Genomic DNA, 23,629 nt, shown 5'->3' on the forward strand with positions numbered 1-23,629 from the left:
AAAAAAGGACATGCATGCATGTCCTTTTTTATTAAAAAATTATTAGTGTGAATTGCTATGAATAAGCTTCTTAATATAATTCACTGTTTCAATTGGATGCTCTAGAGGGAACATATGCCCTCCTTCAACCACGCTAAATGGAATTCCCATTTTACGCTTGGCCATTTGAGGAAAACCTCTTTTTAAAAAAGCACTCTCTTTCCCCACAACGAGATGTACGGGCATTTTGGGTTTTGGCATGGGTAGCCACCACCAAGAAGGATTTTTACGGAAAATCGCAACTTCGTCTTCACGAGAAATAGTTAAAGTCACGCCACCACGAACTGAGTCTTCTTTCAAAGCATAATCAATATAGGCTTGAAAACAGTCCTCATCAAAGTCTTTATAAAAACCTTTTGGACGTAATAAAGAAGCTGCTTGCTCACGTGACTCCCAATGCTCACGACGACGTGCAGATAAACCTGCTGGGGTCATGTCATCAACTATTTTGGGTTTAAACACTTTTGCCATATGAAAAGCAAATGAATATCTACCCAAAATAAGGGGCGGATCTAACATAATCACTTGTGAGAAAAGCTCGGGACGTTTAAAGGATGCCATTAAGGTTAAAACTGAACCCAATGAATGGCCAAGCCCAATCACCTTACGACCTTTCGCTTTTTGTACAATGCTATCAATTACCTGATCAACCAAAAAAGGCCAATGATTGGTAATCGGATAACGTTTGTCAGGTCCAATGAGTGGAACATAAATTACTTCATACTCATCTTTTAATTGATCAAACAACTTTTGATACACCATAGAAGGCACGCCATTGGCATGCGCAAAGTGTATAAGCGGTTTTACTGACATACCGTTATCCTAATTTAAATTATTGTAGCTTGGCGTCCTGACTCGTCTCTAAACGTTGAGCAACTGACTCACTTAAACCTTTACCCATTTCTGCTCCCATTCGACCTAGAATGGACTGTAATGGATTACGGCCAATTGTGTAGTCAACTTTATTATCAAGCTTCAGTTCACGCATCAAGCTCGTAATGTTACCTGAACGGTCAGCAACACCTAACTGGATTGCTTGTTCGCCTGTCCAGAACAGACCAGAGAAAATAGCAGGATCATTAGATTTCAAGCGTTTACCACGTCCTTCTTTCACGGCATTGATAAAGTGAGTATGGACATTATCGAGTACAGATTGAACATGCTCTCTTTGTGCAGGATTAACTGGTTTTGTCATACTTAAAATGTCTTTATTGGTTCCCGCTGTTAAAGTACGGTCTTCAATTCCAAGTTTCTGAGCTAAACCAGTGATGCCATAATTCGGCATAATGACACCAATTGAACCGACCAAACTTGAAGGATTCACAATAATTTCATCGGCAGCAGAAGCAATATAATAAGCACCTGAAGCACCCATATCGCCAATTACTGCATAGACTTTCTTATCAGGATGTTCTTTTTTCAGATAGCGAATTTCTTGCCAAATTTCATCAGATTGAACAGGAGAACCACCTGGCGAGTTAATATTAAGTGCAATTGCTTTACTATTTGATGCTTCAAAAGCACGTTTAAGCGCTTTATTGGTATCTTCACTATTTACAGCCTGATTACTTGAAGCATCAATAGTTCCAACAATATCAACCACTGCGAGATGAGCACTGCTGCTACTCGCTTTAGAGTCATCTTTACTGGTCGAACAACCTTTACCCATTAATACAAGAATGAATAATAGATAAATAAAAGTAAGTGTTTTAAAGAATATACCCCAGCGACGGCTACGGCGTTGTTCTTCTACAGAAGCAAGTACAGCCTTCTCAAGGATCTGCCATTCTGGTCCGTTCTGTTTTGAGGTTATAGGTTCATTTTGTGGTTTTGGTGGCCAATCGGACATAAAATTCCAATCCAAATCAATCGAAATGATGTCATTATATACGTTGATTTGATAAAAACTGTCTAAATAATATGATTTCATTTATAATATTTTTGTCTTTTTTTACTTGTTGTTTCCTCCTTACTGCTATAGATGCCTAGACCAGATTCAAAAAGCATGAACTATCAATTACTCAAAACATTTAGCCGTTTACCTATTCAATTTGGGCGTTCCATTGCTCGTCTATTGGCAGGAATCGTCAATACTTTAAAAATTACCAGAACATCAAAAAGTATAGAACTTAACTTAAGGATTGCGCTGCCGCATTTAACACCGCAACAACGTATAGCAATTACAGAAAAGGCGATACGAAATGAATTAACCTCATATTTTGAGTTTTTAAGTATTTGGGGTTCATCGAATCAAGAAAACATCGCTCGTATTCATCGTATAGAAGGTGAGCAATATTTTCATGATGCATTAGCTGAAAAAAAAGGCGTTGTGCTTGTTGTTCCGCATTTTGGGACATGGGAAGTCATGAACGCATGGTGTGCCCAGTTCACCGCAATGACAATTTTATATAAACCAGTGAAAAATGCTGATGCCGACCGTTTTGTGCGTGAAGCCCGCAGCCGTGAACAAGCGAATCTAGTTCCAACCGATGAAAGTGGCGTAAGACAGATTTTTAAAGCCTTAAAACAAGGCCAAACTACAGTTATTTTACCGGATCACACCCCTACTGTTGGCGGGGATATGGTGAACTATTTTGGTGTTCCGCTTGCTTCAAGTAATTTAAGTGCAAAACTCATCCAAAAAACTAAAGCTAAAGCCTTATTTCTATATGCAATTCGTAATGAAAATGAAGGCTTTACCATGCATATTGAGCCTATGGATGAGAAAATCTATGAAGGCACAGCTGATGATGGTACCTATGTCATTCATCAAGCAATCGAGCAGCTCATTCATAAATATCCAGAGCACTATCACTGGAGCTATAAACGCTTTAAAGCAAACCCTGCTTTAGATAATGTTTATAACATTGATCCTACGGAAGCGATTAAAACTGTCAAAAGACTCAAAGCAGAAGCTTTAGAGAACTCTACTCAACCAGAGTCGCTCAAAACGTCGCTCATATAAAACCATTTTGTGATTTTCCAAAGTGAAGCTTAAAGTACCTTGTTCTACGGTACTTTTAAGCGGGATGTGAAGTGCTTTTAAACGATTGATAACCTCTTGGCTAGGATGACCATAACGGTTGTCAAACCCAGCAGATGCAATTGCAAGTTTAGGTTTTAAAGTTGCCAAGAAGTCATAGGCCGAACTATGTTTACTTCCATGATGACCTAGCACTAAAACATCTACCTTTAAGTTAGGGTAGTCTTTTAATAACTGGTATTCGGCTTCCCAGCCTGCGTCTCCCATAATCAGAAAATTTTGGTAACTACTGACTCCTTTGAAGTGAAGATATATAACGCAGGAATATTGATTTTGCTGAGAAGAAACAAAAGCTAAGTCTTTTTCTTTAGGCCATAAAATTTGAACATCTAACTCAGGATATTGCCATTGTTGTCCTTGATGACAATATTGAAATGACTGCTTTAAAATATTTGTAGATTGCTCATTTGAAATAACTTGCTTGACTGGAATAGCCTGCTGAATGGCAGGAAAAGCACCACTATGATCTTGGTCCAGATGAGATAAAACAACACGATCTAATTGTTTTACACCTTGTTGACGCAAGAAAGGCACTACGACATTTTGACCAATACTGAATTTCTTTTCATCGTAAGAGCCACCTGTATCAATCAACCAATTTTGCGTCGGATGTTGTAAAAAAATAGCCTGCCCCTGCCCAACGTCTAAAATATGAAGCTGAATTTGCTGACTTGTTTTATTCACAATGATTAAAGGTAAACAACAGAGTATCCCCCACGTTTTTGGCAAAATACCTTTAGGCAAAAATAAAATAATAATGCCTAAACTAACCGCTAATAAAGCCAGTGGCGTCAAACTTACGCCTTGCAAAGGTAAAGAAAGCTTTTCTAATAAACTCAAACAACTCAGCAATATGCTGAGCAAGATATCATTGAACTGAAAAAGCATATTTCCAAATGGTTTAAATAGAAACCATGCACAAGCGGCCATAATGTTTAAGGGGACGATAACTCCACCGACAATAGGCACAGCAATAATATTGGTTAATGGAGCAATCCAAGAGATTTGTTGAAAGAAAAGTAAGGTTAAAGGACTCAGCGCGATAAATATTTTGCCTTGTGATTCAATTAATACCTTACTCATAAAAATCATTTTTGAACCCAAGCTTAAAAAATGTTGCTTAGGTAACTGCGCTATTGTTTGATAAATTCTTAATAAAATAAAACAGGCTCCGTAAGATAACCAGAAACCTGCTGATAAAACACTAAAGGGATCAAAGAGCAATAGCAGACTTGCGCTATATACGAGTAAGGCAAATGGTTTAAGCGGTTGTTTAAATAATAGAAAAGAAATAATGATGAAGGCAGATAAGATTGTACGTAGAGCAGGAATTTCAAACCCAACAAAAGCCGTATAAATTAAAATCCCGAAACTGAATGGTATAGCCAATAAAATCTGTTTAGGTTTCCATAAATATATTTGGGGATAATAACGGCAGATGAGTTGATGACAAACCCAAGACAACATGATGGCAAAAATGAGTACATGTGGGCCCGAGATCGCCAATAAGTGGGCTATTCCTAATGCTTTAAATTGTACTTGAGTCTCTTCTGATAAAAGACTTTCATCACCCGTTAGTAAAGCTAGAATTAAGCCTTTTTGTTGTAACGAGGAGATCTTTAGCATTTGCCTAAAAGTTTGACGAAGTTTTTCTATTTTTAGATGAAATCTATTAAAAAAGGACTGCTGTTCTCTTAAATGCTGTTGATATCCCAATTGATATATTTCATTAGTGCTTAATGGTTCAATATGCTGAACAATAAAGCCAGACATGATATTTCGTTGAATAAACCATTTTTCTTGATCAAAAGCTCCGGTGGTCGCATAACTATGGGCGGGTTTTGTTTTTCCCCATACTCGATAGTAATGACCTAATTCAATGTCTTGATTACTCATCAATCCTTTTTGATTATTATTCAAATACAAAAGCCAATTTACTGGAGCTTTAAATACGCTTAATACCTGAGCTGTTTGTTGTACCTTGTTTTCTTTTTCTTCACTGAGTTGGTTTATATAAATAATAATATTGAGACTTCTTGAATCTGTTTCTCTTTGTTCTAATCGTTCAACTAGTGCTTTCTCGGCATATTGATAACCAACAACAAAAAGACTTGCTGTACACAATAAACAATACATTGCCTTTAAGACTGGCCGACCAACTAATATTTGTCGTTTAAAAAGATAGAATATAAAAGCAATTAAAAGCAGCACTTTGCCTATCTTTCCATATTGCATAAGCAAAGGGATATTTACCCCCATTAATGCAATGCCACTCACCCACCCCAATAGAATAATTTTAAACATTTAAAATCTTGTCATTATCATTTTAGGGGCAAAATTAAAGCCCAACTGAGTGGGCTTTAACAATGTGATTTAATGACAATTTTTTAAGAACCGCTTACCCACAGTCCATCTTCCATATGCAAGATTGAATCTGCTGCCTGCGCCAACTGTTCGTCATGGGTCACAATGAGCATAGCCATATTCAGCTCTTTCTTAAGATCAGTGAGTAACTCAAAAATACCAACAGCCGTTTTACGGTCTAAATTACCCGTTGGCTCATCTGCTAGAACCACAGCAGGCTTGGTCACTAAAGCACGAGCCAAAGCAACACGTTGGCGTTCACCACCTGAAAGCTCACCTGGTTTATGGTCCATACGATGAGATAGCCCAACTCGATCTAACAAATATTCAGCTTGTGCTTTCACAGACTTAAATTGGCTGTCTGGTCGAAGCATAAGAGGCATTGCTACATTTTCAAGTGCAGAAAACTCAGGTAATAAATGGTGAAATTGGTAAACGAAACCAAGGTATTTATTTCGTTGAAAACCACGTTCGGCTTCGCCCAAGTTATCAAAACGCTGACCATTTAAAAATACTTGCCCTTGCGTTGGCTGCTCTAGACCGCCTAAAGCATGAAGCAAAGTACTTTTACCTGAACCACTCGCACCGACAATAGACACAAACTGCCCTGCTTCAACTTGTAAAGAAAGACCTTTGATGACTTCAACTTTAGATTTACCATCATCAAAATGCTTGTAAATTTCTTTTGCTTCTAAAACGACTTTACTCATAACGCAATGCCTCGGCAGGTTGAACTTTGGCTGCACGAAGCGCCGGATAAATAGTTGCCAAGAAACTTAAGAGTAAAGAAACAATTACAATGATTGTCACGTCTTGCCATCTTAAGTACGAAGGTAAGTAATGGACAAAATAAGCATCGAACAGATTGAGTCCGAGAACATTATTAAACCACGAAATAATATCGCTAATTGTAAGCGCTAAAATTACACCTAAAACCGTACCCGCAACTGTACCAATTACGCCAATAACTGTACCTTGCACCATAAAGATTTTAGTAATCATTGATGGTGATGCACCTAAAGTACGTAAAATTGCAATATCCGATTTTTTGTCAGTCACGACCATCACTAAAGATGAGACAATGTTAAATGCAGCAACCACAATAATCAGTACAAGTAATAAACCAACTAATGTTTTTTCCATTTGAATGGCATTAAACAAATTACCGTGTGTATAGGTCCAATTGGTTGCGTAGAAATTACTTGGCAAGTTTTTCACAATATCATCAGCAACTTGAGGTGCAGCAAAGATGTCGTCCATTTTTAAACGAACGCCTTGGGCACCATCAGGTAAACGCAATAAAGTCGATGCATCATATAAAGCAATGTAGCCGACCATTGAGTCAACCTCAGCACCTACACTGAAAATACCCACGACTTTAAAACGTTTAAAACGCGGTACAACACCCGCTGGAGATGGAGTTGCTTCAGGTAAAACCAATGTCACGCTGTCATTTAGACGTAAGCCCAGTGAATCGGCCATATCTTTACCAAGGACAATACCGAATTCACCCTTTTTAAGTGAATCAAGGCTACCGGCAACAATATGGTTTTGAATGATAGACACATTCTTTTCATATTTAGGGTCAATACCCGTCACCATAATGCCAGCCACTTGCCCTTGAGCAGTTAACATACCTTGCAATTGGGTAAAAGGTGCAACTCCAGTCACATGGGGATGATTTTCAACTCGTTTAACCAGTTCAGGCCAATCCGTAAGGATTTGCGTAGATGAAACTGTCGCTTGCGGCACCATTCCCAAAACACGATTTTTTAACTCGCGGTCGAAACCATTCATTACAGACAGTACCGTAATCAGTACAGCGACACCCAGTGTCAAACCGATCATGGAAACCAATGCAATAAAAGAAATAAAATGATTACTGCGTCGTGCGCGAGTATATCTCAACCCTATATACAGTGAGATTGGTTTAAACATACCTTCTAAATCCAAGGTCATTGATGGAAAAATAGAGAAGTGAATGCCACAACTCTTATTAACCATACCGTTAGATGCTGTATTAAGGTTTAAAAATCAGTAAGTTCTGACCTATCCTTAACAATCCTAATATTATATTGCTGCGCTATTTTCTACTACTTAAGATATGAGATCAATTTGATCATGCATTTAGCTACGAATTAGAACAATTTAATGAATAAGCTCAACAAATTACCCTCATCTTCTCCTACTTAGATTTAATATGCTGAGCAAAATTACGGTTTGCCTGAATGTCTTTATAGAAATAGAGAAATAGACCAAACAAAATAATAAATGCTCCAACAAAAACCATCACCGAAAGATGTTCGTGGTTCAGGACCGCACCATTTACCATGGCTAGCATAGGCGTAATTACAGTTGTAAGCGATAAAGTAGTCGCTTTGATATTTTGTACAAGCTTAAAATAACAGAACATGGCGACAAGCGAAGCCATAAGCACGGTATAAATTAAGGCAAATAGAGATTTAGCTTGAGGTATATGGGTCGGGGCATATTGCCAGATAAATGGAATAAGACAGCTTGCCAAAATTGAAGAAACCAAAATTGAACCCGTTGCCTGAGCCATAGGCTGAATTTGGGCATTTACTTTTTTTACCCAGAAAATGGAAAATGAATAAACAAAAACACTAATCAACATGAGCACAATACCCACTGGGTGTACGTGTTGACCTGATCCATTTAAACAAATAATAGCTAGGCCACAAACAGCAATCGCCATACCGAGCCATTGCAATTTATAAAGATGCTGACCAAATCCAAAGCGACCAATTAAACCAGCCATAATAGGCGCCAGACCAAACATCAATGCAATCATGCCTGAACTTAAATATTGAGTCGCAGCATAGGTAAAAATTTGAGAGCCAATTAAGCTAAAAGACCCGGCGAAATAACTATGTAGTGCTTGTTTATGAATCGGAAAAGCTGTTTTTAAAACCAGTAAAACAATAACCGAAAGAGGTAATGCAATATAAAAACGTAAAAGCAAAGCCCACATGACATGTAAGTCAGACACGCTCCATACAATGGCTAAAGGCGTCGTTGCCCAAATAAATACAAGCAAGACATAAGTTGAAGCCAAGTTGGTTTGGGATGGCATAAGAGGCTCACTAAGCTGTTTTACGTTTTTGCTTTAAAATCGTTTGATCGAGTGAACTCGAAAATTCACGTTTATCACGTTCAGAAATTGGAGGTGGGCCACCCGTCTGTACTCCGGCGCCGCGAAGCGTGTCCATAAAATCACGTAAGTGCAAACGTGCTTTTACGTTCGCAGTCGTGTAAATCTCACCACGTGGATGAATCGCAATACCACCCTTTTCAATAACTTGAGCAGCGAGTGGAATATCTTGTGTAATGACAATGTCATTTTCAGACATACGATCTACAATTTCCTGATCAGCCTGATCGGCTCCACTTAAAACCTGTATTGATTTAATCCGTACCGAAGGGGTAATTCCGACATTTTGATTCGCTACAAAAATCACTTCTAATTGATAACGATCCGATGCTCGTAAAATGACTTCACGCAAAATTTTAGGTAAAGCATCTGCGTCTACCCACAGCTTAAATGGCAGCACGTTATTCTCTATTTCCACTAAAAATCTAAGTCTAACAGATGCCTTTCATTAGAGAGTAGCGATAAATATAAAACTTGTTTTCTCAATTTAATTTTAAAAATACCTTAACAACTCGCCAGACTCCCTCTCAAAACTAAGTTTTTTACCCCCTAAAAGGCCTTTTAATAACTAAATATGTGCTTTTACAAGAGAATTTACATATGTTGACTTGAAATATAGCGAATACCCTCGATTTAATATAACAAGTGATATAAACCCAACATCAATCGTACTTATGAAAAATCAAAACAGTCCAGAAGTTATTACGGTAAACGACCAAAATTTTGGTAGTCATGGAGAACATTGGAATCTACTGACCTCCCATCCAGAGACAGATGTACCAAAATGGCTTGGACTGGCGCTTGATGCTCCTGTAATGCCAATGGGTTTATGCCAAAATGAAGATGAAATGGATCAATCTTTTTGGCTGATACAAGGTCCCCAAGGGCAGAATGTCACCATCAACCAAATTATTGCGGTTGAAAATCAAAAACCTCGCGCTCTAAAAACAGCGTTTCCTAGTTTTGAAAGCCCGTATCAATATAATGCGCAAATTGAGCGAATCATTACTTGTGACTCGGCAACTCAAGCGGTATTAAGTTTAAAACTAAATAAAAATACAACTGTTTATGCATTTGATAATTTATTTAGTGTTAATCGCTGCCAATATGACAAAACCCAAACTTACCAAGTTCAATTTAATGCATGGGCTTATGAATTAGAACCAGTACCTGCTGGTGAAACAATTGTTGTAGATGATCCGGCTTCAATTAAACATCACCGTGCGCTAAATGCAATTTTAACTGAACATAATGGTATTGCACCTGAAAACCTACAAGAGCTCATTAATGAATGGCAGCCAAAAACTGAGGAAGATCAAGAGCCTGTAACGGTTGATTTTTCTAAAATGGTTGCATATTTATATGGAGAAAATCTTGGTCAGGAAGATGAAGCATGGTTCCAAGGAAATATTGTCGGTAAAACTTCTATGTCATTTATGGGTGCAGAATATACCCTTTATGACGTCACTTTAGTTTTAGAAGATGATCTTCCTGCCATATTAGTGCGCATTGCAACCCAAAATGATTTGTACAAAAACTTTAATATTGGTGAATATATTCGCGGTAATATCTGGATTCAGGCGAATATTTATGCTAAAAATAGTGAAACTAATTGAATTTCACTAATATTTTAAAAATTAGGCTATTGAATGAAGATTATACCTGAACAAACGACCAGCCTCATTCAAACTAGTAACCCACGTATAAGGGTCGATACTGGTGCGTTTTGCTTTTTTGTTTTAGGTATGTTCTTGGCCGCAATGATGCTCCATCAATTTGGTTTTGTGCCTTTTAATTAATAGATTACATAAAAATAAAGCCCTCATTTGAGGGCTTTATTTATTTGATTTAATTAACCATTACGCTTTGCAAAATCATCCATAAAACGAATAAGCGCTTGTACACCTTCTAATGGTACAGCGTTATAAATACTTGCACGCATACCACCTACTGAACGGTGACCTGCCAAGTTTAATAAATGATTCGCTTCTGCTTCTTTTAGGAATTGCTTTTCTAAAGCTTCATCCGCCAAAGTAAACGGTACATTCATAATTGAACGGTTTGGAATGGCAATCGGGTTATTATAAAAATCGCTAGCGTCGATATAACCATAGAGTAACTGAGCTTTTTCAAGGTTAACTTTATGGATAGCCTCTACCCCACCCTGCTCAAGTAACCACTCAAATACTAAACCAGACAAGTACCAAGCATAAGTCGATGGTGTATTTACCATAGAACCATTTTTCGCTTGATCACCATATTTCAAGATGCTTGGAATTTCTGGTTTAGCTTGGTCAAGTAAGTCATCACGAACAATAACGATTGTTAAACCAGCAGGACCAATATTTTTTTGCGCACCCGCATAGATCAAACCGAACTTTGTCACATCTAATGGCGCAGATAAAATACTTGATGAATAGTCACAAACAAGTGGAGCTTTTACATCTGGAATTCCTGCGAACTGTAAACCGCCGATTGTTTCATTATCTGCGTAATGTACATATGCAGCATCATCAGATAAGTTCCATTCGCTTTGTTCAGAAATTGCAAATTTACCATCTACTTTAATGCCTGCTTCTACAGTATTAATGTCGCCATAACGTTTTGCTTCTTTTAACGCTTTTTCAGACCAGATGCCAGTATGAATATAATCAGCTTTACTGTTCTTACCTAAAAGGTTTAAAGGAATTGCTGAAAATTGTAATGACGCGCCACCTTGTAAAAATAGCACTTTATAATTTTCAGGAATATTCATGAGTTTACGCAAGTCTGCTTCAGCTTTTTCAGCAACAGCAACATAGTCAGCACTACGGTGACTCATTTCCATGATGGATAGACCTTTACCTTGCCAATCCAACAATTCTTGTTGAGCTTTTTCTAAAACGGCAGTAGGTAATGCAGCAGGACCAGCACAGAAATTGTACGCGCGCATGATTTTTCCCTTGTAAAAGTGAAACACAATAAAAAAAGGCATTTAACCACAGATTGCTTAAGCTTGCAGCAGCTTCTCTAGTAAATATTTCAATGCAAGGCCGTATTTAAGTTTATTTTTTCAATAACTATTTTATTTATTTCTTTGCTTTCACTTATTTTTTTATTAGTTTTACTAAATAAAGTTCAACTTGACTTGTGAATATAGTTTCCCATACTGTGATGATCATATAAAAATTTATTGTATGATTTTCCATCAAGTAAAAGAAACTCAAAATCATTTTGTACTTTTATACAATTGTATAATAAACAATATGATAATTGAATTTAATAACAAGAAATTTAAACTATAAGGGATGACCAAAAATTGTTATATAAAATGCCAACACATCAGTATCGACAGTCTAAACGCCCTTTTTTATTCAAACCCAATTATCTCGCGTTGGTATTGGGATTATTTATTACAACGCCGATTTATGCACAAAGTTTAAGTTATGCTGAAGCAGAACAACAAGCTTTAAAAAGTTCATATAGTACCCAAGCCAATCAAGCATTACAGCAAGCTTCTCAATTAGAAGCCGAAGCAGTGAAAGGTTTAGGGCTACCTAGAGTTGATCTAAATGTTAGAGCTTACGCTTTTCACAGCGAAACAGATGTACCTCTTGGCGGTTTTAAACAAAAGCTTGAAAATGATTTAAGCCAAGGACTCAATGATAAATTGTCACAGTGGAACAATGTCATTCCATCTGATGTTTTAGGACAAGTTCAAGAAGGTTCTAACCAAATCATACATGACGGTATTAATCGCTTTCCCAATTACGCGAATTTAACTGTAGAAGATCAGGTAGTGCGCCCTTCTATTTCAGTGGTTATGCCACTCTATACTGGCGGCCTAACCACTAGTGCAAAAAAAATCGCAAATATTCAGGCTCAACGTGCAGAGCTTTCAAGCCAACAACAACAAGATATACAGCGCTTTGAATTGGTACAAAACTATTTTAATGTGCAATTACAACAACAATTGGTCGCCAGCAGCTTATTTAACTTTAATGCAATGCAAAAACATTACAGCAATGCACTAAAGTTAGAACAGCAAGGTTTTATTAGTAAAGGGCAACGTATGCAATTTGAAGTTGCTCGTAACAATGCCGAAAGAACTTTGCAAAATGCACAAGCAAACCTAAATGCGAGTCAATTTAGTTTAAACAATCTTCTACATCAGCAAAATTATAGTGATTTAAGTACCCCTCTTTTTGTAAATACAGTTCGAAGTCAATCTTTAGAATCACTCCTAACGAGCTATTCTCAAAAATCGAACCTAGTACAAAAGATGCGCTTAGATACTCAACTGGCAAATGCAAATATTCAAGCTCAACAAGCCGCAAAAAAACCAAGTCTCTTTGCGTTTGGTGAATATTCACTAGATGAGAAGGAAAACTGGATTGTAGGTGTAATGGCAAAGTACAACCTGTTTTCGGGTGTAGATAAAAATAAGAATATTCATGCTGCCGAGTTAAAACGTTATGCCTCTGAGCTCATGACTGAACGCACAAAACAAGAAATTGAAGCTCTATTGAATAAATCATATAACGAGCTTAATTCAGCACAGCAAAGCCATAGCTTATTGCAAAGAAATATCAATGCAGCACAAGAAAACTTACGTATACAGGAGCTTTCTTTCCGAGAAGGTATGGGAACAGCGACACAAGTGATCGATGCGCAAAATGCATTAAGTGCTCTAAAAACTGAAATGGCTTTAAATGCATATAAATATGTCATGTCACTCGCAACATTATTGCAAAGCCATGGTTCTATGGACCAGTTTAAAGCTTATGTGACTCAACCACACACTGACTATATCCGCTAATAGGGGCATAAAATGAATCAAGAATCATCTTCTTCTCAGCAAGATTCACCTGTTACGGATACAGAGCAAATGAGTCAGGATCAACACGCTACTCAAACTGAAAATACTCAAGAAGTAAAATCGAGTAAAAAAGATGCTCAACCACCTAAAAATTCGAAAATTAAACTAATTATTGGTGTGGTTATTATTGCTCTATTAGGAGTAATTATTTTTGGTTTATGGAAAAGCTATCAACCTAAACCTATTGAATTACAAGGTCGAGTTGAAGCTGAAACGCTGCATGTCAGTACTAAAGTTCCGAGTCGTATTGAAGAAATTTATGTGCAAGAAGGTCAGAAAGTTTCCAAAGGACAACCTCTGGTTCGTTTAGTCAGCCCTGAGATAGAAGCCAAAAAGCAGCAAGCTCTAGCAACATTACAATCAGCTTTAGCATTTCAATCGACTGTAGACCGTGGTTCTCAACAGGAAAATATCGATACTCTTTATGCCAATTGGCAAAGTACCAAAGCTCAAGCAAACCTAGCAAAAACCACTTATCAACGTGGAGAAAATTTATATAGACAAGGTGTTATTTCGCGTCAAAGACGAGATGAGATGTTAGCAGCACAAACCTCTGCCCAAGAATTAAGTGAAGCCTCTTATCAACAATATGCACGAGCAAAACGAGGAAGTACCAGCCAACAGAAATCTACGGCAGATGCACAAGTTGATATTGCCAAAGCAGCGGTCAGCGAAGCTCAAGCACTTGAAGCAGAAACCCGTTTACTTGCTCCTATTTCAGGTACAGTTTCAAAAACTTATGGCAAGCCTTCTGAACTGGTTGCGATGGGTGTACCCGTTGTTAGCATTTTAGAAGATGATGATTTGTGGGTAAGTTTAAACGTGGGTGAAAATCAATATGCCTCTGTTTATAAAAATAAAACCCTTGAAGGATTCATTCCAGCACTTAATCAGAATGTGAATTTTAAAATTAAGAATATAGATGCAGAAGGTGAATTTGCCACCATAAAAACGACTCGCCAAACTGGTGGGTACGATATTCGCAGCTTTAAATTGCATCTTGTGCCTGAGCGTCCAGTACAAGATTTAAAAGTTGGGATGAGTGTTCTATTTAAAATTAAAGAAGAAAAATAAAGCATGTTTGCCAGTATATTACGTGAACTAAACTATCTAAAAAGCAACAAATGGGATTTGTGTATGGTGACACTCATCCCCGCTTTTATCATTTTTATGTTTAGCAGCATGTTTTACGCAGGTAAAGCTGAACACTTACCGATTGCGATTATTGATCAGGACCAAAGTGAACTTAGCCGTAATATTGAAAAGTATCTTTCTTTAAATCATACGGTAGATATTAAAACAGTTACGGCAAGCTCCACAGAAGCTGAGAAACTACTGAATGAGACCAAAATTTGGGGCTATGTTTTTATTCCAGACGGCGCTGAAAAACGTTTTGTAAAAGCACAAGATGCCCAAATTAGCATCGCTTTTAACCAATCTTTTTTTAGCGTAGGAAATACAATTTCCTCGGCCATGTTAGTCAGTACACTCAATGCTTTAGCAGACTATGCAGGTCAGAGTTATCTTGCAAATAATATTCCCTATCTAGATATTCCTACAGCTCACGTCAAAATTTCAACGCTCTACAACCCTAGTATGAGCTATGAGTTTTATTTAGAACCTTTCATGGTTCCAGCCGTTTTGCATTTGTTACTGTGCTGTTGTGTCGCTTTTGCAATTGGGCAAGAACTTAAACGCGGTACATTAATGCAGTGGGTCAACCGTGAAAGTTTTATTCAAGGCTTATTGGCTAAAAATTTACTTTATAGCCTTATATTTTGTGCATGGACATGGGTATGGATGTTCTGGCTCGTTGAGATCCGAGGTTGGTTTGTCGCAGGTTCTCTCAGTTTATTATTAGTTGCCCAATTCTTGCTTTACTTTGCTTACGCTTTGATTAGTAGCACAGTCATTCTTGCAACTAAAAATTTAAGTAAAACTTTCGGTTTTATTGCAGTCTATGGTGGATCTTCTTTAAGCTTTGCAGGTGTTACTCTGCCTTTAAATAATGCACCGATTTTCACTAAATTTTGGTCATTGATTATTCCATATACTCCTTATGCAAAGCTCCAAACCGAACAATGGGTCATTGGAAGTCCGCTTTTCATTTCAATGACTCCCTTTTTAATTCTGATTGGCTACTGCCTTATTTATTTCTTTTTAAGTTGTGTGTTGCTTAAAAAATTAGTTCAGGGGGCAACACAATGAAAGAGTTTTTTAAGGCTTATGCACAAACATTTAAAGATATTGTCCGTAATAGCTCAGTTTTTACGACACTGATTTTATCGGTCATTCTTTATAGTTTCTTTTATCCAACTGCTTATAAAGCAGAACGGGCTGAATCTATTCCGATTGCGATCGTCGATGAAGAACAAAGTCTGTTAACTTCACAATTAATTGGTCAAACTACCAATAGTCCAAATGTGAAAATTGTTGATGTCACTGCTAATTTTCTCGAAGCTGAACAAATGGTACGCGAGCAAAAAGCCGATGGTATTTTGCTTTTACCGCACAACCTAACACAAAGCCTACGCCGCGGAGAAACTGGTGGTATTGGCTTATATTTAAGTACAACCAACTTTTTAAAAACCAAAGAAATTGGGTTGGGCCTAGCCACTTCTATAGAGGCAACATTAAAAGAATATATTGAAAAATTTGGAGAGCGTACACATTTCCAGCCTGCGCTTTCTATTCATCAGGTTCCTTTATTTAATCCACTTTCAGGCTATGGTAGTTATATTTTTCCAGCGGTTGCTTCACTTATTATTCACCAAACAATTGTGCTCGGTTTAGCCATGCTTATTGCAAGCTACCGCGAACAATACGAAAAGATTACTCCTATTCGTTTTGCAGGAATTTTTGCGAGCCTCTTTACCATTGGTTGTTTTGGAAGTTTTTATCTTTATGGTTTTACCTTGTGGTTTAACGACTATCCACACGGTGGAAACTTTATTGGTTTACTCGTCGCGGTTCCAATTTTTATTAGTTGTGTGATTGGATTAGGTATGTTGATTGGTTCGCTTTTAGATATGCCAGAACGTGCCGGACATATTATTGTATTTAGTTCAGTTCCCCTTTTCTTATTAACCGGTACCGCATGGCCCCATCACGCCATGCCTGAATGGTTACAGTGGTTTGCCTGGTGCTTACCTTCTACACATGGCGTACAAATGTTTGTACAACTTAATCAAATGGGTGTTCCTTTAAATGTTGTGGTTCCGAAATTAATTTTTCTTGCAACAATTGGAATTATTTTTTTAATTACGGCGTATTCACGCTTAACAGAAAATAAGTGAAGATATAAATAGAGATTGAATACAAATTATATTTTTATTTACTATAAAATCTTATAGTTAAAAACATTTTTTAAGAAATTGACCAAAAATTTCAAAAAAAATAAATAAATTCAAAGCATTAATTTGTATTAATTGTCATGAAACCTTAAGAAAACTTTAAGTTGAAATTAAGAAAATTTCTCCATAGTAATTAGTATAGTTTTTCAGCAGCTACGCAGAGTATTCTGTAATCCTGCCCTATGACGGAATCTGGATATGGCAAAAGTGTGTTATTGCGCAGATGACTTTGCAATGAATGCAGAAATATCTGATGCAATTATTCATTTAATTGAACAAGGTGCACTTCAAGCAACTTCATGTATGACCCAATCTGAGTTATGGGAAACTGCTGCTGCCAAATTAAAACCTTTTAGCGATCAAGTTGATATCGGTTTACATTTAAATCTTACCCATGCTTTCGCTTCAGGTAACACTGTTTTTTCCTTACCTATGCTTATTTTACGTGCATGGTCCTCCAGCCTTAATCGTGAATCAATCACTCAATGTATTGAAGAGCAATGGGACTTATTTGTTTCAGTCATGGGAAAACAACCTGACTTTATTGATGGACATCAACATATTCATCAATTTCCATTTATACGTGATATTTTGCTGCAATTGTTAAAAGAGAAAAATTTCACGGGTTGGATTCGAAATTTACAACACCCAATAGATCTACCCCATTATCGTTTTAAGACCCGTGTACTCTCTGCACTGGGCTCTAACTCTTTGGCAAAAGCATGCCAAACCTATCAATTTAATCAAAATGACCAATTTGCTGGTATTTATGATTTTAAGCAAACTGATTATGGCGAACTCAATCAATATTGGCTTGCAAATGCAAAAGACCATTTACTGATTATGTGCCATCCAGCACTTGCAGAATCGAATGATCAAGATCCGATTCAACATGCCCGAATACAAGAATATGAATATTTCAGTTCGGATCAGTTTCAACTTGATTGTCAGCAATATGGTATCCAACTCTCTAGACTAGGGGCAATGCAATGAACACAAAACCCTTTTTATCCTGCGTTGTTCCAGCCTATAACGAAGCAGAAAATTTAAAAACCTTTATTCCTGCTTTGGCAAATAGTCTAAAACAACAAAATCTTAGCTATGAAATTATTGTGGTAGATGACGGTAGTAAAGACGATACCATTCCTATTTTACAAACAATGATTGATGACTATCCATTAGTTGTACTTGAACTTTCACGCAACTTTGGTAAAGAAGCAGCACTAAGCGCTGGTTTAGATCATGTGACAGGTGAAGTTACGTTACTAATTGATGCTGACTTTCAACATCCGTTTGAAGCAATTCCAACCATGATTAACCTTTGGAAAAATGGTTATGACATGGTATACGGCATTCGTAATCGTACGACGGAATCTTGGCTCAAACGTGTTCTCACCCAAGGTTATTATCGTGTATTAAACTTAAGCTCTCCAATTGATATTCCTGAAAGTGCCGGAGACTTCCGTTTATTAGATGCAAAAGTTGTTGAAGCAATTAAACAATTGCCAGAAAAAAACCGCTATATGAAAGGCCTATATGCTTGGGTTGGCTTTAAAAGTATAGGGGTTAATTTTTCTGAACAAGAACGCCAACATGGTCGCTCTAGCTTCAACGTAAAATCTCTCTTTAACTTGGCTATGTCAGGTTTAACAGGTTTTTCAGACTTACCTTTACGCTTATGTATTTATTTGGGTGCCATCTTAGCTTTAGGTGCTATGGGCTATGGTATATGGATTATCTTAAATACATTGATTGAGGGAGTTTCTGTTCCAGGTTGGGCAACACTTGCAGCGGGTATGACATTACTGGGTGGTATACAGTTGTTATTCCTAGGTATTGTGGGTGAATATGTAGGCCGAATTTATGCGGAAGTAAAAAACAGACCAAAATATATTGTTTCAACCGAACATTCTCGTATTAAACAAGAAAAATCTATCACAAAGCCGGAAAATACATTCTCTAATTTCTAACATGTTTGCTCATATTCTTCAGCTCATGCGGTTTACCACTACTGGGGCCGCAGCCGCACTTACTCACTATAGTGTCGTCATGCTTCTTTTTCAGAAGCATGTTGCACTGCAATATGCCAATTTACTCGCATTTTTAGTCGCCTATTGGGTGAGCTATTTCGGGCATCGTATTTTTACTTTTAAAGCACAACATCTCGACCATCGTCAGACTCTACCAAAATTCACTTTGGTTGCAGGCTTAGGTTTTTTATTTAATGAAAGTTTTCTTTTACTTTCAAACCTTTATTTTAATGTACCTGTTTCAACCTTAGTATGTATTGCAATTGTTCTGACCTCTGTCCTGACTTTTTTGCTTAACCGTTTTTTTGCATTTCAACATTAAGGACTGTGTATGCAGCAATGGCTTCGTAATTCCAAATTTTTATTATTTTTTTTACCGTGTTGGTTACTTCTTCTTTCTTGGATAAGACCTCTATCTGTACCTGATGAAGGTCGTTATGGGGACATTAGCCGAGCGATGGTCGAATCTGGAGATTGGTTAACTCCGAGAATCGATGGTTTGCCATTTATGCATAAGCCCCCTTTACTCCATTGGTTAAGTTCTATTTTTATGGAGCTTTTCGGTGTGCATGTGTGGGTGTTACGTTTAGTACCTGTTCTGGCGGGTACTATGATGTTAGTCGGCCTATTCTTGTTTGTAAAAAAGCATATTTCAGAAGGTGTAGCACAGCTTACGGTTATTATTTTAGCCACCAATCTGCTTTTCTTTGGTAGTAGCCAGTATATTAACCATGATTTACTCGTAGCATCTTGGATTACGATTAGTGTTTTATGCTTTGCTGATTTCACTATTTCTGCACGTAAACCTATTCTATTTTTAGGTTATGTCGCTGGTGCAGCCGCGTTTTTAAGTAAAGGCCTCATCGGCGTTCTCATTCCAGGTATGATCTTATTACCTTGGCTACTCTACACAAAACAATGGAAGAAAATTCCCTCTCTTTTAAATCCATTAGGGATTCTGTTATTTTTACTTCTTATTAGTCCGTGGCTTTACGCAGTACAAAGTAAATATCCTCAATTTTTACATTACTTCTTCATCGACCAACAATTTAGTCGATTTAGTTCAAAGGAATTCAACAATAAGCAGCCGTGGTCCTTCTATCTACTTATTTTAGTTGTAGGTGCTTTACCATGGTTTTTTGCAAGTAGATTTGAGTCTATTAAGGCCGTATTTAAAGATTATAAGCAATCGGGTGTATTTGTCCTGCTTGTATGGTGGTTTATTTCTGTCACAGTTTTCTTCTCTATTCCACCTTCTAAACTAGCTGGCTATATTTTACCAGCTGTGCCGCCCCTTACTATTTTCTTGGCACTTGTGATTAACAAAGCTCTTGAAAGTAGCTATAAAACCAAATTACAGGTATGGGGTACTCCTGTATTTATTATGATTCTTGGAATTGCTATTGCTGCAACGCCACATTTTATTCGTACAAATCAGCCCTTTTTCCAACACGAAGCCATATTCATTTATACAATTGGAACCTTGTTAGTTGTGGTCCCACTGGTTTTATTATGGCTATATAAAAACCAGAAAATGAGCTATTTAAACTATATTTTTATAAGTTTAATTGTTCTATGTAGCGCTGTTCCTTTCGCCGTTCGTATTTTAGATACCAAAAATAATGTAGGCCAAACGGATTTTGCTCAGTATGTCACCCCATCTACAAAAATAGTTTTCTACAATTACTATTTCTATGATGTTCCTTTCCTTTTACAGCTTAAACAGCCTGTCTATATTGTGAATGAATGGGATGGTGTTCATTCTGATAGTGCTTCTTTAGAAATCAAAGATGGTTTGTTATTTGAACCTGAGCTTAAAAAGTATTTGTGGAGCGAACAACAGCTTCAAGACGCGTTATCTCAAAAGCAAGATTTGATTGTGGTCAGTCAACCTAATAATTTCGCGACCAAAGATCCATCTGTGAAAACTTTGCATTATCGCAATTATGATGTGTTTATTTTCCATTCAGCAAAATAAATGACTCAATAAAAAAGGAAGCCTAGGCTTCCTTTTTTTATTTTAAAACGATTTACTCTTCAGAAGTATCTTCATTATTAGATACAGCTTCTTCGCCATCTGTTTCAATCGTATCTAATTCGCCTTCAAGAAGCTCTTCGTCATCTTCTACAGCTTCAATTGAAACTACACCAACTAGCGTTTCTTCTTCGCTTAAACGAATCAGACGAACACCTTGAGCATTACGACCTGTCATTGCAACTTCTGCTGCACGCGTACGAACAAGCGTACCGCCATCAGAAATCAACAATAACTCTTTAGTTTCATCAATAGAAACTGCACCGACTAGCTCACCGTTACGTTCACTTGTCTTGATCGCAATAACACCCTTACCACCACGTTTCTTGGTCGGGAAGTCATTTACTGGAGTACGTTTACCATAACCATTGGCACTCGCACACAATACTTCACCTGTTTCAGGTACAACAACAAGCGATACGATACGACTAACTAGATTTGAATCTGCTGAATCGTCATTATCGTCTGATTCATCATTTTCTACATCTGCATCTTCTTCGCTTAAAGTACTGCTTGCAAAGCTCACGCGCATACCACGTACACCTTTTGCTGTACGGCCCATTGCACGTACGTCAGTTTCAGCAAAACGAATTGCTTTACCTTCGTTTGAGAACAGCATGATTTGCTGATTACCATCGGTAATCGCAACACCAATTAAGGTATCTTCTTCATTAAGTTCAATTGCACGTAGGCCATTTGAACGAATGTTAGCGAATTGCTCTAAATCAACACGTTTAACCGTACCTGAAGCTGTCGCCATAAATACATAATGGTTTTCAGGGAACTCTGTTAACGGCAAGATAGCAGTTACTGTTTCATTCGCATCTAAAGGCAACAAGTTCACAATCGGACGGCCTTTTGCACCACGTGATGCTTGAGGCACTTCAAACACGCGAAGACGATATACTTTACCTACGTTAGTAAAGCACAGCACAGTCGCATGGTTTGAAGCTACAATGAGATGTTGAATAAAGTCATCATCTTTCATTGAAGTTGCAGACTTACCACGTCCACCACGGCGCTGAGCTTGGTAGTCTGACAGTGGTTGAGTTTTTGCATAACCTGTTTGTGAAACCGTTAATACAACTTGCTCTTCTGGGATTAAATCTTCACGGCTAAAATCGATACGTGATTCGATAATTTCCGTACGACGTGCATCACCATACTGTTGCAGTACTTGCGCTAACTCTTCACGAATTACAGCCATCAATAAATTGAAATCATTTAAAATCGCTGTAAGTTCAGCAATTTGACCTAAGATTTCAGTATATTCTGCATGTAACTTGTCTTGTTCAAGACCTGTTAAACGGTGTAAACGTAATTCTAAAATTGCGCCAACTTGTGTTGGTGATAAACGATAAATTGAATCGCTTAGACCAAATGGACGATTTGGATCTTCACCTTCAATTTCATCTGGACGAACAGAAATTGCGCCAGCTTTTTCAAGCAATGAAACAACACCACCACCTGCCCACTCACCTGCTAGTAAACGCTCACGCGCTTCAGCTGGGTTAGCAGAAGTTTTAATCGTTTCAATAATTTCATCAATATTGGCTAATGCAACTGTCAAACCTTCCAAGATATGACCACGTTCACGTGCTTTACGCAATTCGAACATGGTACGGCGTGTTACAACTTCTTGGCGGTGACGAATAAATGCCGCAATAATATCTTTCAGATTCATCAATTTTGGTTGTCCATTGTCTAGACAAACCATGTTGATGCTGAATGAGTTTTCAAGCTGAGTATTTAAGAATAGGTTGTTTACAACGACTTCTGCGTTTTCACCGCGTTTCAAGTCAATTGCAATACGCATACCTTCTTTGTCAGACTCATCACGAAGCTCTGAAATACCTTCAAGTTTTTTCTCTTTAACTAACTCGGCAATACGTTCAATAACTCGTGCCTTGTTCACTTGATAAGGAATTTCGGTAAAGACGATGGTTGTACGACCTGTTTTTTCGTCTTCTTCGAAATGGTATTTACCACGAATGTGTAAACGACCTTTACCTGTACGGTAGGCATCAACAATACCTGATTTACCGTAAATAATACCGCCTGTAGGGAAGTCAGGACCGGTAATATATTCCATCAATCCTTCAATCGAGATATTCGGATTATCGGCATATGCCAAACATGCATTCACAACTTCTGTCATGTTGTGCGGCGCCATGTTGGTTGCCATACCTACAGCAATACCGGCAGCACCATTAATTAACAAGTTTGGAACACGTGTCGGAAGCACTTCAGGAATGCGTTCAGAACCGTCGTAGTTATCTTCCCAGTCAACTGTGTCTTTTTCTAAATCTGCAAGAAGCTCATGTGCCAGCTTAGTCATACGGACTTCGGTATAACGCATTGCCGCGGCGCTATCACCATCGATCGAACCGAAGTTACCCTGACCATCAACCAATAAATAACGTAAGCTAAAGTCTTGTGCCATACGAACAATAGTTTCGTAAACAGCTGAGTCACCATGCGGGTGATATTTACCGATTACGTCCCCAACGACACGAGCAGATTTCTTGTAGGCTTTGTTATAGTCATTGCCCAATTCGTGCATGGCAAAAAGCACGCGACGGTGAACAGGTTTAAGACCGTCTCTCACATCCGGCAATGCACGAGATACGATTACACTCATCGCGTAATCTAAATATGAATGCTTGAGTTCGTCCTCAATGGCAATCGGTCGGATTTCCGATACGCTCATGCATACTCCTTCTTACAGATAGATA

The 23,629-nt window shown here is 37.7% G+C and carries 20 protein-coding genes and 1 pseudogene; 12 read left to right on the plus strand and 9 right to left on the minus strand.

Annotation, left to right across the window (positions count from 1 at the left end; translation table 11 throughout):
• Positions 1-42 precede the first annotated feature (42 nt).
• Together ABLB96_RS16345 and sppA are read right to left on the minus strand one after the other, a co-directional pair.
• Entirely contained in the window at positions 43-852 is an 810-nt protein-coding gene (locus tag ABLB96_RS16345; protein WP_348897732.1) for an alpha/beta hydrolase, read from the minus strand.
• Between the two features lie 19 nt (positions 853-871).
• Complete coding sequence (gene sppA, locus ABLB96_RS16350) at positions 872-1,888, minus strand: signal peptide peptidase SppA (protein ID WP_348897731.1); 1,017 nt, start codon at positions 1,886-1,888, stop codon at positions 872-874.
• A gap of 132 nt (positions 1,889-2,020) precedes the next feature.
• Here sppA and ABLB96_RS16355 point away from each other — a divergent pair, with 132 nt between their 5' ends.
• Positions 2,021-3,004 carry a lysophospholipid acyltransferase family protein gene (locus ABLB96_RS16355; protein WP_348897730.1) on the plus strand — a complete coding sequence of 328 codons (984 nt, stop codon included), beginning with the start codon at positions 2,021-2,023 and terminating at the stop codon, positions 3,002-3,004.
• Here the strand turns inward: ABLB96_RS16355 and ABLB96_RS16360 are convergent.
• The 3 genes from ABLB96_RS16360 to ABLB96_RS16370 all read right to left on the minus strand — a co-directional run bounded on the left by ABLB96_RS16360 (position 2,957) and on the right by ABLB96_RS16370 (position 7,384).
• Entirely contained in the window at positions 2,957-5,386 is a 2,430-nt protein-coding gene (locus ABLB96_RS16360; protein WP_348897729.1) for a DNA internalization-related competence protein ComEC/Rec2, read from the minus strand. The genes ABLB96_RS16355 and ABLB96_RS16360 overlap by 48 nt on opposite strands.
• 83 nt (positions 5,387-5,469) lie before the next feature.
• Positions 5,470-6,156, minus strand: a complete 687-nt coding sequence (locus tag ABLB96_RS16365; protein WP_348897728.1) for an ABC transporter ATP-binding protein — start codon at positions 6,154-6,156, stop codon at positions 5,470-5,472.
• Positions 6,149-7,384 (minus strand): lipoprotein-releasing ABC transporter permease subunit, encoded by a 1,236-nt coding sequence (locus ABLB96_RS16370; protein WP_348897727.1) that lies wholly within the window; start codon positions 7,382-7,384, stop codon positions 6,149-6,151. The genes ABLB96_RS16365 and ABLB96_RS16370 overlap by 8 nt, the downstream gene beginning before the upstream one ends.
• A gap of 116 nt (positions 7,385-7,500) precedes the next feature.
• Here ABLB96_RS16370 and ABLB96_RS16375 point away from each other — a divergent pair.
• Positions 7,501-7,602, plus strand: a pseudogene (locus ABLB96_RS16375) (PilZ domain-containing protein); the annotation flags it as partial.
• 29 nt (positions 7,603-7,631) lie between these two features.
• Here the strand turns inward: ABLB96_RS16375 and ABLB96_RS16380 are convergent.
• Both ABLB96_RS16380 and ABLB96_RS16385 read right to left on the minus strand, forming a co-directional pair.
• Positions 7,632-8,540 (minus strand): EamA family transporter, encoded by a 909-nt coding sequence (locus ABLB96_RS16380; protein ID WP_348897726.1) that lies wholly within the window; start codon positions 8,538-8,540, stop codon positions 7,632-7,634.
• A 10-nt stretch (positions 8,541-8,550) separates the two neighbouring features.
• Positions 8,551-9,036, minus strand: a complete 486-nt coding sequence (locus ABLB96_RS16385) for a YaiI/YqxD family protein (RefSeq protein ID WP_077163168.1) — start codon at positions 9,034-9,036, stop codon at positions 8,551-8,553.
• 256 nt (positions 9,037-9,292) lie between these two features.
• On the opposite strand from ABLB96_RS16385, the gene ABLB96_RS16390 reads away from it, so the two are divergent.
• The gene (locus ABLB96_RS16390) at positions 9,293-10,234 is read left to right on the plus strand and encodes a hypothetical protein (RefSeq protein ID WP_348897725.1); all 942 of its coding nucleotides are present in this window, start codon (positions 9,293-9,295) and stop codon (positions 10,232-10,234) included.
• A gap of 33 nt (positions 10,235-10,267) precedes the next feature.
• Positions 10,268-10,417, plus strand: coding sequence for a hypothetical protein (locus ABLB96_RS16395; RefSeq protein WP_309455950.1), 150 nt, complete (start codon positions 10,268-10,270; stop codon positions 10,415-10,417).
• Between the two features lie 53 nt (positions 10,418-10,470).
• On the opposite strand, the gene serC is transcribed toward ABLB96_RS16395, so the two are convergent.
• A complete protein-coding gene (serC, locus tag ABLB96_RS16400) occupies positions 10,471-11,550 on the minus strand; it encodes a 3-phosphoserine/phosphohydroxythreonine transaminase (RefSeq protein ID WP_348897724.1) in 1,080 nt (359 codons plus the stop codon).
• A 378-nt stretch (positions 11,551-11,928) separates the two neighbouring features.
• Between serC and ABLB96_RS16405 the strand changes: the two genes are divergently transcribed.
• The 8 genes from ABLB96_RS16405 (at position 11,929) to ABLB96_RS16440 (ending at position 20,837) form a co-directional block, all read left to right on the plus strand.
• Complete coding sequence (locus tag ABLB96_RS16405; protein WP_348897723.1) at positions 11,929-13,416, plus strand: TolC family protein; 1,488 nt, start codon at positions 11,929-11,931, stop codon at positions 13,414-13,416.
• A gap of 12 nt (positions 13,417-13,428) precedes the next feature.
• On the plus strand, positions 13,429-14,550 hold the full coding sequence (locus ABLB96_RS16410) for an efflux RND transporter periplasmic adaptor subunit (RefSeq protein WP_348897722.1): 1,122 nt from the start codon (positions 13,429-13,431) through the stop codon (positions 14,548-14,550).
• A gap of 3 nt (positions 14,551-14,553) precedes the next feature.
• Complete coding sequence (locus tag ABLB96_RS16415; protein WP_348897721.1) at positions 14,554-15,684, plus strand: ABC transporter permease; 1,131 nt, start codon at positions 14,554-14,556, stop codon at positions 15,682-15,684.
• Positions 15,681-16,772, plus strand: a complete 1,092-nt coding sequence (locus ABLB96_RS16420; RefSeq protein WP_348897720.1) for an ABC transporter permease — start codon at positions 15,681-15,683, stop codon at positions 16,770-16,772. Before ABLB96_RS16415 ends, ABLB96_RS16420 begins: the two co-directional genes overlap by 4 nt.
• Before the next feature lie 255 nt (positions 16,773-17,027).
• Positions 17,028-17,822 (plus strand): ChbG/HpnK family deacetylase, encoded by a 795-nt coding sequence (locus ABLB96_RS16425; RefSeq protein ID WP_348897719.1) that lies wholly within the window; start codon positions 17,028-17,030, stop codon positions 17,820-17,822.
• Entirely contained in the window at positions 17,819-18,799 is a 981-nt protein-coding gene (locus tag ABLB96_RS16430) for a glycosyltransferase family 2 protein (RefSeq protein WP_348897718.1), read from the plus strand. The genes ABLB96_RS16425 and ABLB96_RS16430 overlap by 4 nt, the downstream gene beginning before the upstream one ends.
• Position 18,800: 1 nt before the next feature.
• The gene (locus tag ABLB96_RS16435) at positions 18,801-19,181 is read left to right on the plus strand and encodes a GtrA family protein (RefSeq protein WP_348897717.1); all 381 of its coding nucleotides are present in this window, start codon (positions 18,801-18,803) and stop codon (positions 19,179-19,181) included.
• Between the two features lie 9 nt (positions 19,182-19,190).
• Entirely contained in the window at positions 19,191-20,837 is a 1,647-nt protein-coding gene (locus ABLB96_RS16440) for a glycosyltransferase family 39 protein (RefSeq protein WP_348897716.1), read from the plus strand.
• Positions 20,838-20,889: 52 nt separating this feature from the next.
• Here the strand turns inward: ABLB96_RS16440 and gyrA are convergent, their stop codons facing one another.
• Positions 20,890-23,604, minus strand: a complete 2,715-nt coding sequence (gyrA, locus tag ABLB96_RS16445) for a DNA gyrase subunit A (RefSeq protein WP_348897715.1) — start codon at positions 23,602-23,604, stop codon at positions 20,890-20,892.
• Positions 23,605-23,629: the final 25 nt, after the last annotated feature.

The sequence above is a fragment of the Acinetobacter sp. XH1741 genome, assembly GCF_041021895.1.
Taxonomy (GTDB): domain Bacteria; phylum Pseudomonadota; class Gammaproteobacteria; order Pseudomonadales; family Moraxellaceae; genus Acinetobacter.

Bases quoted from the DNA above. Each gene is read 5' to 3' on its own strand.
- ABLB96_RS16345 (WP_348897732.1), bottom strand. From the start codon at position 852: ATGTCAGTAAAACCGCTTATACACTTTGCGCATGCCAATGGCGTGCCT.
- sppA (WP_348897731.1), bottom strand. From the start codon at position 1,888: ATGTCCGATTGGCCACCAAAACCACAAAATGAACCTATAACCTCAAAA.
- ABLB96_RS16355 (WP_348897730.1), top strand. From the start codon at position 2,021: ATGCCTAGACCAGATTCAAAAAGCATGAACTATCAATTACTCAAAACA.
- ABLB96_RS16360 (WP_348897729.1), bottom strand. From the start codon at position 5,386: ATGTTTAAAATTATTCTATTGGGGTGGGTGAGTGGCATTGCATTAATG.
- ABLB96_RS16365 (WP_348897728.1), bottom strand. From the start codon at position 6,156: ATGAGTAAAGTCGTTTTAGAAGCAAAAGAAATTTACAAGCATTTTGAT.
- ABLB96_RS16370 (WP_348897727.1), bottom strand. From the start codon at position 7,384: ATGTTTAAACCAATCTCACTGTATATAGGGTTGAGATATACTCGCGCA.
- ABLB96_RS16380 (WP_348897726.1), bottom strand. From the start codon at position 8,540: ATGCCATCCCAAACCAACTTGGCTTCAACTTATGTCTTGCTTGTATTT.
- ABLB96_RS16390 (WP_348897725.1), top strand. From the start codon at position 9,293: ATGAAAAATCAAAACAGTCCAGAAGTTATTACGGTAAACGACCAAAAT.
- ABLB96_RS16395 (WP_309455950.1), top strand. From the start codon at position 10,268: ATGAAGATTATACCTGAACAAACGACCAGCCTCATTCAAACTAGTAAC.
- serC (WP_348897724.1), bottom strand. From the start codon at position 11,550: ATGCGCGCGTACAATTTCTGTGCTGGTCCTGCTGCATTACCTACTGCC.
- ABLB96_RS16405 (WP_348897723.1), top strand. From the start codon at position 11,929: ATGCCAACACATCAGTATCGACAGTCTAAACGCCCTTTTTTATTCAAA.
- ABLB96_RS16410 (WP_348897722.1), top strand. From the start codon at position 13,429: ATGAATCAAGAATCATCTTCTTCTCAGCAAGATTCACCTGTTACGGAT.
- ABLB96_RS16415 (WP_348897721.1), top strand. From the start codon at position 14,554: ATGTTTGCCAGTATATTACGTGAACTAAACTATCTAAAAAGCAACAAA.
- ABLB96_RS16420 (WP_348897720.1), top strand. From the start codon at position 15,681: ATGAAAGAGTTTTTTAAGGCTTATGCACAAACATTTAAAGATATTGTC.
- ABLB96_RS16425 (WP_348897719.1), top strand. From the start codon at position 17,028: ATGGCAAAAGTGTGTTATTGCGCAGATGACTTTGCAATGAATGCAGAA.
- ABLB96_RS16430 (WP_348897718.1), top strand. From the start codon at position 17,819: ATGAACACAAAACCCTTTTTATCCTGCGTTGTTCCAGCCTATAACGAA.
- ABLB96_RS16435 (WP_348897717.1), top strand. From the start codon at position 18,801: ATGTTTGCTCATATTCTTCAGCTCATGCGGTTTACCACTACTGGGGCC.
- ABLB96_RS16440 (WP_348897716.1), top strand. From the start codon at position 19,191: ATGCAGCAATGGCTTCGTAATTCCAAATTTTTATTATTTTTTTTACCG.
- gyrA (WP_348897715.1), bottom strand. From the start codon at position 23,604: ATGAGCGTATCGGAAATCCGACCGATTGCCATTGAGGACGAACTCAAG.